A 13,150-nucleotide genomic window follows, 5' to 3' on the forward strand; every position below is an offset into this window, starting at 1 on the left:
CTCAGTCCTCCCCGCGCGTGCCCGCGCCGCCCGGTCCCAGGGCCGCGCCCGCCCGGCTCACCCGGGCCACCAGGATCAGCAGCAGCGCGGTGATGGCCAGCAGCAGCACCGAGAAGGCGCCCGCGCCGCCGAAGTCCAGCAACTTCTCCACCCTCGCGCCGATGACCTGCGCGACCATCGACTCCTTCGGCGACCCCAGCAGCTTCGGGGTGACGTAGAAGCCGAGGGCGAGGACGAAGACCAGCGTCGTGCCCGCGATCACCCCGGGCATCGACAGCGGCAGATAGATCCGCCGGAAGCAGGTCAGGCGGGAGGCGCCCAGCCCCGACGCCGCGCTCAGCAGCCGCCGGTCGATGCCGCTCATCACGCTGTACAGCGGCAGCACCATGTAGGGCAGCAGCACCTGGATCATCCCGATGGCCACCCCGGGCGCGCTGCCGAGCAGCCCGTGCCCGTCCCGGCCGAAGAGCGAGCCGAGCATCCCGAGCGGTCCGCCGTCCTGGAGCAGCACGATCCACGCGAAATTACGCGCCATCAGACTGGTCCAGAACGGCAGCAGCACCAGCGCCATCAGCACCGCCCGCGCCCGCGGCCCGGTCACCGTCATCAGATAGGCGTACGGATACGCCAGCAGCAGCGTGGTCACCGCGACCACCAGCGAGGTGACCAGGGTCCGGGTGATGACCCGCAGCGTCACCGGATCGGCCAGCAGGTCCTGGAAGTTGCCGAGACCGGGCTCGGGATCGGTGAACGCCAGCCGGACGATGTCCACCAGCGGATAGCCGAAGAACACCAGCAGCATCAGCACGGCCGGGGCGAGCAGCAGCGCGTGCCGGTCGGGCCCGCGGCGACCCGCGCGGGCAGGGCGCCGGCCCGGTGGCCCGGCGGGGTCCCGGCCGGCGGGGCGAGCGGCCCCGCTGCGGCCGGTCCCGCTGCGTTCGGTCCCGCTGCGTCCGGTCCCGCCGTCCGCGAGGAGTTCGGTCATGGCGCGTCACCTCGGTCCTGGGGGGTTCGTCGTACGTCGTGCCTCATAGGTGAGGGGAGGGGGCCGGTCGGGGTGGCTCAGCCCGTCGCCCAGCCCGTCCACCGCTCGGTCGCCTCGTCCTGGTGCTTCGCCCACCAGGCGACGTCCTGGTAGAAGCCCTGCTCCTGGATGTCGGCCCGCGCGGTGTTCCACTGCTGGGCGAGATCGTCCAGCTGGGGCTCGGCGTCGGAGTTGACGGCGGCGTACGGCTGGTCCTCGGCGAAGGCCGCCTGACCCTTCGCGCTGGTGGCGTACCCGATGAAGTCCATGGCGAGGTCCTTGTTGGGAGCGCCCTTGGGGACCATCAGCACCGCGTAGGCCAGCATGTTGTCCTGCCACACCGGCTTGTACACGGACCCGTTCTTCGCCGCCATGTAGGCGCGGCCCGACCAGACCAGGGCCATGTCCGCCTGCCGGGACTCCAGGGCCTGCTGGCTCTGCGCCGAGGTCTCCCAGAAGCTCAGGTCGTCGCCGAGGGTGTCCAGCTTCTCGAAGGCCCGGTCGTAGTCCAGGGGATAGAGCTGCTCGGGCGTGACCCCGTCACCGAGCAGCGCGGCCTCGATGCTGCCGCCGGTGGCGAAGCCGGGCGCGAGCCGCTTGCCGGGGAACCGGTCGGTGTCGAAGAAGTCGGCGACGGAGGACGGCTGGGCGTCCTTGTACTTCTCCGGGTCGTAGACCAGGACCAGGGAGTACATCGCGTCCGGCACCGCGCAGTCGCTGACCGTGCCCTCCGGGAACTTCGACCGGTCGATCTTGGTGAAGTCGAGCTTCTCGGCGTACGTCCCGCAGGCCCCCACCGGGAAGAACGGCTCGGTGTCGACCACGTCCCAGGTGACCCGCTTGGCGTCGACCATCGTCTTGATCTTGGCGTAGTCGGTCGGCTGGTCCTCGACCGCCTTCACCCCCGCGTCCTTCGCCCAGGGCTCCAGCCAGGCCGCGGCCTGCGCCTTCTGGTAGCCGCTGCCGTACGAGGTGAAGGTGAGGTTCTTCCCGTCGCCGGCGCCGCCGGAACCGGTGGAACACGCGGTGGTGAGCAGGGTGAGCGCGGCGGCCAGCGCTGCCGCGCCCGGATAGCGCGAGCGGATCTGCACGGTGGGACCTCCCTAGCGGCCACAGTGCCGGGAATGGCGCCTGTAGTGGCAATAAGCGATTATTATTGCGACGGGTCGGTGCTTGGCAATACCCTCGGGCCAACTCGTGAACACCCGGGAGGGCACACAGATGGTTCGACAGAGCGCGCACGCCGAGGGCTCAGAAGGCTCCGTACGCGCCTCGAACGCCGCGGGCGAGGCCGACCTCAAGGACCTGCGCCGCCTCCAACTCATCAGCGCGGCAAGCGAGGTGATCTGCCGCAACGGCGTCGACGGGGCCCGGCTGAAGGACATCGCCCAGGAGGCCGGGGTCTCGCTGGGGATGGTCCAGCACTACTTCAGACGCCGTGAGGAACTGATCAGCGAGACGATCAGCTCGATGCTGGAGCTGACCCTCGCCACCTGGCGGTCGGTCTCCGAGCGCGAACCCGACCCGGTGCGCCGGCTCTTCGCGCTGCTGCGCTTCCAGGTCGCGGGCTGGGCCCCGTTCACCAAACGCTGGTCGTTCTGGATCGAGTTCTGGTCCGCCGCCAACCGCGACACCACCCTCCAGACCTACGCGCACGACGTCTACGAGCGCTGGCAGGAGCCGTTCCGCGCCTCCATCGACGCCGGGGTGCGCACCGGGGACTTCAGCCCCGCCGTCCCCTCGGAGCGGGTCAGCCTCATCCTGATGTCCCTCGCCGACGGCGCCGCCATCCATGTGCTGATGGCCCGTGACTCCTTCGACGAGGAGCAGATGTTCGACCTGCTCATCGACATGGCCTGCCGGGTCCTCGGTATCGACGCGCAGGTGCGCGACCGCGCCCTGACCGGGCTGCCGAAGATCATCAGCCCGCGCTATCCGGAGGAGCCGGAGCCGAGCGAGAGCATCGACTGGGGGCCGATGATCGCGGCCCGGCCGGAGTAGGCGGGACCGCGAGGCGGGAGAACAACGGGACCGCGAGGCGGGAGAACAAGAGGATAGGCGGCAAGCAAGAAGGGGCCGCCGGGCCTTTCGGCTCGGCGGCCCCTCGTTCACGGGAGCGGGGTCGGCGTCAGCGGACGTCGCCCATCAGTTCCTTGACCTTGCGGCGGTACATGAACACCGCCGCACCGGCCAGGACCGCGAGGGCGGCCTCCGCCGCGACCACGCCCGTCTTGTTCAGGTCGACGCCGTAGGTCGACAGCAGACCGGTGACCGCGTCGCCCGCCGTGACGGCCAGGAACCAGACACCCATCATCTGCGAGGCGTACTTCGCCGGCGCCATCTTCGTCGTCACCGACAGACCCACCGGGGAGAGCATCAGCTCACCGGTCGTCTGGCAGAAGTAGATCAGCACGATCCACCACGGGGAGACCGCGCCGCCGTCCGCCGCGACCAGCGGCAGCAGGAAGACGAAGAAGGAGATGCCGACCATCACCAGACCGCCGGAGAACTTGGCGATCGTGCTCGGCTCCCGGCCGCTGCGGTTCAGCGCCAGCCACACCATCGCGAAGACCGGGGCCAGGGCCATGACCAGGACCGGGTTCACGGACTGGAACCAGGAGACCGGGAACTCCCAGCCGAAGACCTGGTTGTCGACGTGCTCGTCCGCGAAGAGCGACAGGGTCGAGCCGCCCTGGTCGTAGATCATCCAGAAGACGGCGGCGGCCACGAAGAACCAGATGTAGCCGGAGACCTTGGACTGCTCGGTGGCGCTCAGGTCCTTGTCCCGCTTGATCCGGGCCAGCACGGTGATCGGGACGACCAGACCGATGATCATCAGCGGGACCATCACCCAGTTGAGGGTGTAGGTGCCGGTGCCGACGACGATCGCGTAGAAGACGACCGCGATCAGCATCCAGATCATCGCCTTGCGCAGCGTGGCGTTGCGCTCGGCGGTGTCCAGCGGCTTCGGGACGACGCTGGACTTCTGCGAGAGGTGACGGCTGCCGATCAGGAACTGGGCCAGACCCAGCGCCATGCCGAGGGCGGCCAGCGCGAAGCCGAGGTGCCAGTTGACCTTCTGGCCGACGGTGCCGATGATCAGCGGCGCGGCGAACGCGCCGAGGTTGATCCCCATGTAGAAGACCGTGAAGCCGCCGTCGCGGCGCGGGTCGTTCGGGCCGTCGTAGAGGTGGCCCACCATCGTGGAGATGTTGGACTTCAGCAGGCCGGACCCTATGGCGACCAGCAGCAGACCGAAGTAGAAGGTGCCCGCCGTGGGCAGCGCCAGCACCAGGTGACCGGCCATGATGACCGCGCCCGCGATGGCGACCGTCTTACGGGGACCCCAGACGCGGTCGCCGAACCAGCCGCCCGGCATCGCGAGCAGGTAGACCGTCGAGACGTAGACGGAGTAGATGGCGATCGCCGTACCGGCGTCCAGGCCGAGCCCCGCGGGGGCGACCAGGTAGAGGGGGAGGAGAGCCCTCATGCCGTAGTAGGAGAAACGCTCCCACATCTCGGTCATGAAGAGGGTGGCCAGTCCGCGGGGGTGGCCGAAGAAGGTCTTCTCGGAACCCGGGGTGCCCGGGAGGGCCGAGTCCTTCGTCAGGCTGGACGCCATGGGTCGTTCCTTGCTGTCGGGACGCGCGCTTGGAGCGGTGCGCGCCCGGTGGGGGAGCCGGCACCGGCGGGCCGTGACGCCCACCCCACGCCCACGGGGTGTCCGCTCCGGGTCACGGAACGGCGGGCGGCGACCACCGGGATCCACGCCTCTACGCGCGTCGCTGCGCTACGAGGCCCGGCCACAGGTCATTCCTTTCAAGGCCGGCGAGGGGGCCGGCCCGCACACACAAATGTGACCTTCAGCGTCAAGTCGCGCCAAAGGTCATCTGTGGTGCTACAGGCGTCCAATCACCATACGGCACTTCACAGTAGGAAATAAAAGGGCTTGAGACACGGATCACAAGCCCAAGTGGAACCATAGACTCCGCCCTCGCTCCCGATGAAATGTCCCCCATGTGCCCCGGTAAGAACGCGTCCCGGCGATCTCACCTCGGTGTCATGGCCTGCGGGACTACCATCACCCCATGACCCGTGTACTGCTCGCCGAGGACGACTCCTCCATTTCGGAGCCCCTGGCCCGCGCACTGCGCCGGGAGGGGTACGAGGTCGAGGTGCGGGAGGACGGCCCCACCGCACTCGACGCGGGCATGCAGGGCGGCATCGACCTGGTCGTACTGGACCTGGGGCTGCCCGGCATGGACGGACTGGAAGTGGCCCGCCGGCTGCGCGCCGAAGGTCACACCGTGCCCATCCTGATCCTCACGGCCCGCGCCGACGAGGTCGACACGGTCGTCGGGCTCGACGCCGGGGCCGACGACTACGTCACCAAGCCCTTCCGGCTGGCCGAGCTGCTCGCCCGGGTCCGGGCCCTGCTGCGCCGCGGCGCCGCCGAGCCCCAGCAGCCCCCGGCCACCCACGGCGTACGGATCGACGTCGAGTCGCACCGGGCGTGGATGGGCGACGAGGAGCTGCAACTCACCGCGAAGGAGTTCGACCTGCTCCGGGTGCTGGTGCGGGACGCGGGGCGGGTCGTCACCCGCGACCAGCTCATGCGCGAGGTCTGGGACACCACGTGGTGGTCGTCCACCAAGACCCTGGACATGCACATCTCCTGGCTGCGCAAGAAGCTCGGCGACGACGCGGCGAACCCCCGGTACATCGCGACCGTGCGCGGGGTCGGCTTCCGGTTCGAGAAGAGCTGACGGGCCCGTGACGGGTTCTGTCCCCATGAAGATGAGCACGGGTACGGGTTCGGGTACAGGTGTGGGCTCGGGTTCGGGTGTGGGCTCGGGTTCGGGTACGGATGTGGGCTCGGGTTCGGGTACGGGTACGGGTGTGGGCTCGGGTACGGGTACGGGTGTGGCGTCGGGCAGAACCTCATGCGGCGTCGGCTGATCCAGTCCACGCTGGCCGTGGTGCTCGTGGTGATCACCGTGTTCGGGGTCTCGCTGGTGATCGTCGAGACCCGGACCATCAGCGAGAGCGCCGAGGAACGCGTCGAGTCCGAGTCCCTGCGCCTCGCCAGCATCGTGGACAGCCGGATCCTCGGGCGGGAGGAGATCTCCGCCGCGTTCCTCCGCGAACAGGTCGGATCGGGGCAGTACGCCGTCGTCCGGCTGCCCGGCGAGGCCCCCATCGAGATCGGCGAGAAGCCGACCGGTGACGTCATCACCCACACCGCCCGCGGCGAGGAGGGCGAGACCGTCACCTACCAGGAGCCGCGCTCCTCGGTGACCGAGGAGGTCGGCCGTACGCTGCTGATCATCGGGCTGGTCGCGCTGCTCGCGGTGATCGCCGCCATCCTGCTCGCCGTCCGCCAGGCCAACCGGCTCGCCTCCCCGCTCACCGACCTCGCCGAGACCGCCGAACGCCTTGGCTCCGGCGACCCGCGCCCCCGCCACCGGCGCTACGGCGTCCCCGAGCTGGACCGGGTCGCCGATGTGCTGGACGCCTCCGCCGAGCGGATCGCCCGGATGCTCACGGCCGAGCGCAGGCTCGCCGCCGACGCCTCCCACCAGCTGCGCACCCCGCTGACCGCGCTGTCGATGCGGCTGGAGGAGATCACCCTCACGGACGACCCGGACACCGTGAAGGAGGAGGCGACGATCGCGATCGCACAGGTGGAACGGCTCACCGACGTGGTCGAACGGCTGCTGACCAACTCCCGCGACCCGCGCACCGGCTCCGCCGTCTCCTTCGACCTGGACGAGGTCATCCAGCAGCAGCTCGCCGAGTGGCGCCCCGCCTACCGCCAGGCGGGCCGGGCCATCGTCAGCTCCGGCAAGCGCCACCTCCAGGCCGTCGGCACGCCGGGCGCGGTCGCCCAGGTGCTGGCCGCGCTGATCGAGAACTCGCTCATGCACGGCGGGGGCACGGTCGCCCTGCGCACCCGCGTCACCGGCAACCAGGCCGTCATCGAGGTCACCGACGAGGGCCCCGGCGTCCCGGCCGACCTGGGCGCGCGCATCTTCGAGCGGGCGATCAGCGGCCGCAACTCCACCGGCATCGGTCTGGCCGTCGCCCGTGACCTCGCGGAGGCCGACGGCGGCCGGCTGGAGATGCTCCAGGCCCAGCCCCCGGTCTTCGGCCTGTTCCTCTCCCGCAACCCGGTGCGGAAGACCTCGGGCGAGGAGGACCGGACGGTCCGCTGACCCACCCGGGCTGCGGCGGGGGCCGGGGTCAGACGCGGGCGCGGGCGCGCTGCCGGCGGCGGGCGGGGCGGGAGGCGCCGTGGCGGGTGTCGGGGTCCGCCGCGAAGGTGCCGCGCGCGGTGGCGGGGACGGCGGGCGGCTCGGCGACGGGCAGCGCGCGGAACACCCACGTGCGGTACGACCAGAAGCGGAACAGGGTCGCGACGCCGATGCCGACGAACTTGAAGATGTTGCTCTGGAGCGGGCTGTCCCAGCCGAACCCGTAGGTCGCCAGGTACAGCACCCCGTTCTCGATGACCAGTCCGATGCCGCTGAACAGCAGGAACAGCGACATCTCCCGGCCGCGGCCGTTCTTGTCGCGGTCACGGTAGGTGAAGTAGCGGAAACCGATGTAGTTGAAGAGGATCGCGACGACGGTGGCGATCACGCTCGCGCGCACCACCGCCAGCTCCGTGACGCTCCGCACCAGGTTGAACACCAGCAGGTTGACCAGCAGTCCGGCGCCGCCCACGGCACCGAACTTCGCCACCTCACGCGTCAGTCGCTCGAAGCGCGCGCGCAGGGGGCCGGGGGGCGCCGCCGGGCCGGGGGGCGTCGTGTGCAGCCCCGTAGAACCACGTGCCATGCGGTGCAGGCCCCCGTCCGGTCGGAAAGCGTCAACTCCGTCATGCTAACCACCCCCCTTCCGTGATCGCCCCTGGTCCGGTTCACGGTTTCGGCAAGAAACGGCGGGTGTCACCGGGCCACCGGCGCCGGGAACCCCGTGGCGGGCGGTACATGCGGGACAAGGCGTACCAAATCTTGTCGTGTCCGGCCCGGGACGGGTGGCCGATACCCTGGGGTCGTGACGTTCCCGGTAGTCGGCATGGTCGGCGGGGGCCAGCTCGCTCGTATGACACACGAGGCGGGCATCCCGCTCGGCATCAGGTTCAAGCTTCTCAGTGACACCCCCCAGGAGTCCGCGGCGCAGGTCGTCAGCGAGGTCGTGCTCGGCGACCACCGCGACCTGGAGACGCTGCGCGCCTTCGCGCGGGGCTGCGATGTGATCACCTTCGATCACGAACATGTCCCCACCGAGCATCTGCGTGCCCTGGAGGCGGACGGCATTCCCGTCCGCCCCGGCCCGGACGCCCTGGTCCACGCCCAGGACAAGGGGGTGATGCGGGCCCGCCTCACGGAGATCGGGGTGCCCTGCCCGCGCCACCGGATCGTGGCCGACCCGGCGGACGTGGCCGCGTTCGCGGCGGAGGGCCTCGCGGAAGGCTCCGAGGGCGACGGCTTCCCGGTCGTCCTCAAGACCGTGCGCGGCGGCTACGACGGCAAGGGCGTGTGGGTGGTCCGCTCCGCGGCGGAGGCCGAGGCCCCCTTCCGGGCCGGCGTCCCGGTGCTCGCGGAGGAGAAGGTCGACTTCGTTCGCGAGCTGGCCGCCAATGTCGTACGGTCCCCGCACGGCCAGGCCGTGGCCTACCCCGTGGTCGAGTCCCGGCAGGTGGACGGCGTCTGCGACACCGTGATCGCGCCCGCGCCCGGTCTGCCCGAGGAGCGGGCGCTGGCGGCCGAGGAGATGGCCCTGCGGATCGCCAAGGAACTGGACGTCGTCGGGCATCTCGCCGTCGAGCTGTTCGAGACCCGCGACGGGCGGATCCTCGTCAACGAACTGGCCATGCGCCCCCACAACTCCGGTCACTGGACCCAGGACGGCGCGATCACCTCCCAGTTCGCCAACCACGTCCGGGCCGTCCTCGACCTGCCGCTCGGCGACCCCCGCCCGCGCGCCCCCTGGACCGTGATGGTCAACGTCCTCGGCGGCGACTACCCCGACATGTACTCCGCGTATCTGCACTGCATGGCCCGGGACCCCCGGCTGAAGATCCACATGTACGGCAAGGACGTGAAGCCCGGCCGCAAGGTGGGGCACGTCAACACTTACGGCGACGACCTGGACGACGTGCTGGAGCGCGCCCGTCACGCTGCCGGCTATCTGAGAGGGACGATCACGGAATGAGCGCGGGGAACCCGGTCGTCGGGATTGTCATGGGGTCGGACTCCGACTGGCCCGTCATGGAGGCCGCCGCCCAGGCACTGGACGAGTTCGAGATCGGCTACGAGGTGGACGTGGTCTCCGCGCACCGGATGCCGCGCGAGATGGTCACCTACGGGGAGCGCGCCGCCGAGCGCGGGCTGCGGGTGATCGTCGCGGGCGCCGGGGGAGCGGCCCATCTGCCGGGCATGCTGGCCTCCGTCACCCCGCTGCCGGTGATCGGCGTCCCGGTGCCGCTGAAGTACCTCGACGGCATGGACTCCCTGCTCTCCATCGTGCAGATGCCGGCCGGGGTGCCGGTGGCGACCGTCTCCGTCGGCGGCGCGCGCAACGCCGGACTGCTTGCCGCCCGCATCCTCGCCGCGCACGACGAGGAACTCCTCCAGCGGATGCGCGACTTCCAGCACGAGCTGAACGAGCAGGCGACCGAGAAGGGCAAGCGGCTGCGGGCCAAGGTCGAGGGGTCGAGCGGCTTCGGGTTCGGGAAGTGACAGGTATGAGCTACGAGACGGAAGCGACGCCCACGCAAGCCGCCCAGGCGCAAGCAGCCCGCGCGACAGCCGCCCCCGTGCAAGGAACCTCCGCACGGGCAACCCCCGGGACAGCCGCCCCAGCGACAGCCGCCCCCGTGCAAGGAACCTCCGCGCGGGCAACCCCCGGGACAGCCGCCCCAGCGACAGCCGCCCCCGTGCAAGGAACCTCCGCGCGGGCAACCCCCGGGACAGCCGCCCCAGCGACAGCCGCCCCCGTGCAAGGAACCTCCGCGCGGGCAACCCCCGGGACAGCCGCCCCCGCGACAGCCGCCCCCTTGCAGGGAACCTCCGCGCGAGCAACCCCCGGGACAGCCGCCCCCGCGCAAGCCGCCTCCGCGACAGCCGCCCCCGCGCAAGCAACCCCCGCGCAAGGAACCTCCGTGCCGGCGGTCTCCGCGCATGCGGCCCCCTCGCCGGACGCCCTGCGGGACGCCAGGGCCCTGCTCCGTGAGTTCCCCGTCGTCGACGGCCACAACGACCTGCCGTGGGCCCTGCGCGAGCAGGTCCGCTACGACCTGGCCGCCCGGGACATCGCCGCCGACCAGACCGCCCACCTCCACACCGACCTGCCCCGGCTGCGCGAGGGCGGCGTCGGAGCGCAGTACTGGTCGGTGTACGTACGCGCCGACCAGCCCGACCCGGTCCCCGCGACGCTGGAGCAGATCGACTGCGTACGGCAGCTCCTCGCCCGCTACCCGCAGGACCTGGCCCCCGCGCTCACCGCCGCCGACATGGAGGCGGCCCGCGCCCAGGGCCGGATCGCCTCCCTCATGGGCGCGGAGGGCGGTCACTCGATCTCCTGCTCGCTCGCGACCCTGCGCGGCCTGTACGACCTCGGCGTCCGCTATCTCACCCTCACCCACAACGACAACGTGCCGTGGGCGGACTCCGCGACCGACGCCCCCGGTGTCGGCGGCCTGTCGGCGTTCGGCCGCGAGGTCGTCCGGGAGATGAACCGCACCGGCATGCTGGTCGACCTCTCCCACGTCGCCGCCACGACGATGCGGGACGCGCTGGACGAGACGACCGCGCCGGTGATCTTCTCCCACTCCTCCTCGCGCGCGGTCTGCGACCACCCGCGCAACATCCCCGACGACGTCCTGGAACGCCTGCCCGCGAACGGCGGCATGGCGATGGTGACGTTCGTACCGAAGTTCGTCCTCCAGGCGGCGGTGGACTGGACGGAGGCGGCCGACGACGCCATGCAGGCCAACGGCTTCCACCCGCTGGACGGCACCCCCGAGGGCCTGAAGGTGCTGCGCGCCTTCGAGGCGGCGCACCCGCGCCCGGTCGCGACGGCGGCGACGGTCGCCGATCACCTCGACCACATGCGGGAGGTGGCCGGCATCGACCACCTCGGCATCGGCGGCGACTACGACGGCACGGCCTTCACCCCCGACGGCCTGGACGACGTCTCCGGCTACCCCAACCTCCTCGCGGAACTCCTCGACCGCGGCTGGTCCAAGCCCGACCTCGCCAAACTGACCTGGCAGAACGCGGTACGGGTGCTCGGCGCGGCGGAGGACGTGGCCCGCGACCTCCAGGGCCGCCGGGGTCCGTCCAACGCGACGATCGAGTCCCTGGACGGCACGAAGCCCTGACACCGCGCGAGCGGCGGGACGGCGGGACGGTGGGGGCGGCGGGGGCCGCAGGCGGACGGGCGACGGGCGTACACCCGAACACCCCGTTCATCAGGAAGCCCCCGGCGCCCCGTGCGACGGTGATCCGTACAGCGAACGCGCATCGCGTGGCGGCTCCCCGCGTCGGAGAGGAGCCGCGGCGACCGCACCTCCCGGACGTACGGAGCCGTCACATGGCAGATCTCCAGGACGACCTGCACACCCCCACGGAGGTCGACGCACTTGTCGACCTGATGCCGGTCGCCGAGCCGTTCCCGCCCGAGCCGTACACCCCCGTCGGGGACGACGCCACCCTGGACCGGGCGCACGAACTGCTCGCGGCGCACCCGGTCGCCGACGGCTACAGCGGACTGCCGTGGGCGGTGCGGCACCTGCCCTGGTACGACCTCCAGCTCGGCGAGAGCACCGTGGAGACGGACGTACCGCGGCTGCGCGCGGGCCATGTGGGCGCGCTGTTCTGCTCCCTGCACCTGCCCGAGGGACTGGCGGCCGACCGGGCCGTGGCGGCGACCCTGGAACAGCTCGACCTGGTCCACACCATCGTCGCGGCCCACCCCGAGGGGCTGCGTCTGGCGCACACGGCGGGCCAGGTGATCGACGCGCGCAACTGCGGCCGTACGGCGGTCGTGCTCGGTCCCGCGACCGCCGCGGCCCTGGACGACTCCCTCGCCATCCTCCGCCTCCTGCACAGCCTGGGCGTGCGGATCGTGACCCTCACCGGCACCACCTGGGCGAGCGAGGGCGGGCTGACCCGGTTCGGCGAGGAAGTGGTCCGCGAGATGAACCGCCTGGGTGTCCTGGCGGACCTCTCCGGCGCGTCCGAGCAGACCACCCGCCGGGTCCTGGCCGCCTCCAAGGCCCCCGTCGTCTGCACCCGCTCCGCCGCCCGCGCCCTGCGCCCGCACCCCGCGAACCTTCCCGACGACCTGCTGGCCGCGCTGGGCGCCGCGGACGGCCTGTGCCTGGTCCCGCTGGCCGCCGAGCAGACCGGGCCGACCGTCCGCGACGTCGCCGACCACCTCGACCACATCCGCCAGGTGGCGGGCCCCCACGCGGTGGCCCTCTCCGGCACCTACGACGCCGGCCCCGCCCACCCCCAGGAACTCCCGGACGCCGCCGCCTATCCCCACCTCGTCACCGAACTCCTGCGCCGGGGCTGGCCCGACGCCGACCTCGCGCTTCTCACCTGGGGCAACATCCAACGCGTGCTGCGCGCAGCGGACTTCACCGCGCGGGCGGCCCAACTCCGGCGCTCCCCTTCGACGGCGAGCATCGCGGAACTGGACGGCTGAGGGCGGCCCCGTACGCCCCGGAGCGCGAGATCGAGGACATGGCCGCCCTGATCGACCGTCTCAGCGCCGTCGTTTGAAATATCCGTGCTGATACAGCTTGTAGATGACGATGGGGGCAAGGGCCAGCCACACTCCCAGGAATGCCCATTTGAACCAGGGAGGTCCCTCCGGCTTGCCACCCTCGGCCAGCTCTACGGCGGCCACGCTGAGTCGAATCATTCTTCTCCAGTGCCCAGCCCGCAGGTCGACACGCATTTCCCGCACCCGACGTGCGAGGGCCGACGGCCCGGTGCCGCTGTCCGGCTCGTCCTGGGGCGCGGTGCTCGTCCTGCGCCCGGCGGCGGCCGGGGCGGACCCACTGCTCGCGCAGCACCGGCCCGCCGAAGCGGTCCAGTACTTCATGAC

Annotated in this window: 12 protein-coding genes; 7 read left to right on the plus strand and 5 right to left on the minus strand. The window is 71.4% G+C overall.

The window, feature by feature from the left end; genetic code table 11:
* Position 1: 1 nt before the first annotated feature.
* Together ACIQNG_RS16705 and ACIQNG_RS16710 are read right to left on the minus strand one after the other, a co-directional pair.
* A complete protein-coding gene (locus ACIQNG_RS16705) occupies positions 2-985 on the minus strand; it encodes an ABC transporter permease (protein ID WP_401485614.1) in 984 nt (327 codons plus the stop codon).
* 77 nt (positions 986-1,062) lie between these two features.
* Positions 1,063-2,115 carry an ABC transporter substrate-binding protein gene (locus ACIQNG_RS16710; RefSeq protein ID WP_401439842.1) on the minus strand — a complete coding sequence of 351 codons (1,053 nt, stop codon included), beginning with the start codon at positions 2,113-2,115 and terminating at the stop codon, positions 1,063-1,065.
* A 130-nt stretch (positions 2,116-2,245) separates the two neighbouring features.
* Between ACIQNG_RS16710 and ACIQNG_RS16715 the strand changes: the two genes are divergently transcribed.
* Positions 2,246-3,025, plus strand: a complete 780-nt coding sequence (locus ACIQNG_RS16715) for a TetR/AcrR family transcriptional regulator (protein WP_401439843.1) — start codon at positions 2,246-2,248, stop codon at positions 3,023-3,025.
* Positions 3,026-3,152: 127 nt separating this feature from the next.
* Here ACIQNG_RS16715 and ACIQNG_RS16720 read toward each other — a convergent pair whose 3' ends face one another.
* Positions 3,153-4,646 (minus strand): peptide MFS transporter, encoded by a 1,494-nt coding sequence (locus ACIQNG_RS16720; RefSeq protein WP_401439844.1) that lies wholly within the window; start codon positions 4,644-4,646, stop codon positions 3,153-3,155.
* Between the two features lie 466 nt (positions 4,647-5,112).
* On the opposite strand from ACIQNG_RS16720, the gene ACIQNG_RS16725 reads away from it, so the two are divergent.
* Positions 5,113-5,790 (plus strand): response regulator transcription factor, encoded by a 678-nt coding sequence (locus ACIQNG_RS16725; RefSeq protein ID WP_401439845.1) that lies wholly within the window; start codon positions 5,113-5,115, stop codon positions 5,788-5,790.
* Positions 5,791-5,967: 177 nt separating this feature from the next.
* Positions 5,968-7,239 (plus strand): ATP-binding protein, encoded by a 1,272-nt coding sequence (locus ACIQNG_RS16730; RefSeq protein ID WP_401439846.1) that lies wholly within the window; start codon positions 5,968-5,970, stop codon positions 7,237-7,239.
* A 28-nt stretch (positions 7,240-7,267) separates the two neighbouring features.
* On the opposite strand, the gene ACIQNG_RS16735 is transcribed toward ACIQNG_RS16730, so the two are convergent.
* Complete coding sequence (locus ACIQNG_RS16735; protein WP_401439848.1) at positions 7,268-7,864, minus strand: GtrA family protein; 597 nt, start codon at positions 7,862-7,864, stop codon at positions 7,268-7,270.
* A gap of 219 nt (positions 7,865-8,083) precedes the next feature.
* Here ACIQNG_RS16735 and ACIQNG_RS16740 point away from each other — a divergent pair, with 219 nt between their 5' ends.
* The 4 genes from ACIQNG_RS16740 to ACIQNG_RS16755 all read left to right on the plus strand — a co-directional run bounded on the left by ACIQNG_RS16740 (position 8,084) and on the right by ACIQNG_RS16755 (position 12,745).
* On the plus strand, positions 8,084-9,244 hold the full coding sequence (locus ACIQNG_RS16740) for a 5-(carboxyamino)imidazole ribonucleotide synthase (RefSeq protein ID WP_401439850.1): 1,161 nt from the start codon (positions 8,084-8,086) through the stop codon (positions 9,242-9,244).
* Positions 9,241-9,771 (plus strand): 5-(carboxyamino)imidazole ribonucleotide mutase, encoded by a 531-nt coding sequence (gene purE / locus ACIQNG_RS16745; protein ID WP_401439852.1) that lies wholly within the window; start codon positions 9,241-9,243, stop codon positions 9,769-9,771. Before ACIQNG_RS16740 ends, purE begins: the two co-directional genes overlap by 4 nt.
* A 422-nt stretch (positions 9,772-10,193) precedes the next feature.
* Entirely contained in the window at positions 10,194-11,414 is a 1,221-nt protein-coding gene (locus tag ACIQNG_RS16750) for a dipeptidase (RefSeq protein ID WP_401485617.1), read from the plus strand.
* Positions 11,415-11,626: 212 nt separating this feature from the next.
* Entirely contained in the window at positions 11,627-12,745 is a 1,119-nt protein-coding gene (locus ACIQNG_RS16755; RefSeq protein ID WP_401439855.1) for a dipeptidase, read from the plus strand.
* Positions 12,746-12,805: 60 nt separating this feature from the next.
* Here the strand turns inward: ACIQNG_RS16755 and ACIQNG_RS16760 are convergent, their stop codons facing one another.
* The gene (locus ACIQNG_RS16760) at positions 12,806-12,949 is read right to left on the minus strand and encodes a hypothetical protein (protein WP_401485619.1); all 144 of its coding nucleotides are present in this window, start codon (positions 12,947-12,949) and stop codon (positions 12,806-12,808) included.
* Positions 12,950-13,150: the final 201 nt, after the last annotated feature.

This window comes from Streptomyces sp. NPDC091377, from assembly GCF_044757045.1.
GTDB lineage: Bacteria > Actinomycetota > Actinomycetes > Streptomycetales > Streptomycetaceae > Streptomyces.

What these genes read in the sequence shown, in the direction of transcription:
- ACIQNG_RS16715 (WP_401439843.1), top strand. Translation starts at nt 2,246, where the DNA reads ATGGTTCGACAGAGCGCGCACGCCGAGGGCTCAGAAGGCTCCGTACGC.
- ACIQNG_RS16735 (WP_401439848.1), bottom strand. Translation starts at nt 7,864, where the DNA reads ATGGCACGTGGTTCTACGGGGCTGCACACGACGCCCCCCGGCCCGGCG.
- ACIQNG_RS16705 (WP_401485614.1), bottom strand. Translation starts at nt 985, where the DNA reads ATGACCGAACTCCTCGCGGACGGCGGGACCGGACGCAGCGGGACCGAA.
- ACIQNG_RS16725 (WP_401439845.1), top strand. Translation starts at nt 5,113, where the DNA reads ATGACCCGTGTACTGCTCGCCGAGGACGACTCCTCCATTTCGGAGCCC.
- ACIQNG_RS16720 (WP_401439844.1), bottom strand. Translation starts at nt 4,646, where the DNA reads ATGGCGTCCAGCCTGACGAAGGACTCGGCCCTCCCGGGCACCCCGGGT.
- ACIQNG_RS16730 (WP_401439846.1), top strand. Translation starts at nt 5,968, where the DNA reads ATGCGGCGTCGGCTGATCCAGTCCACGCTGGCCGTGGTGCTCGTGGTG.
- ACIQNG_RS16755 (WP_401439855.1), top strand. Translation starts at nt 11,627, where the DNA reads ATGGCAGATCTCCAGGACGACCTGCACACCCCCACGGAGGTCGACGCA.
- purE (WP_401439852.1), top strand. Translation starts at nt 9,241, where the DNA reads ATGAGCGCGGGGAACCCGGTCGTCGGGATTGTCATGGGGTCGGACTCC.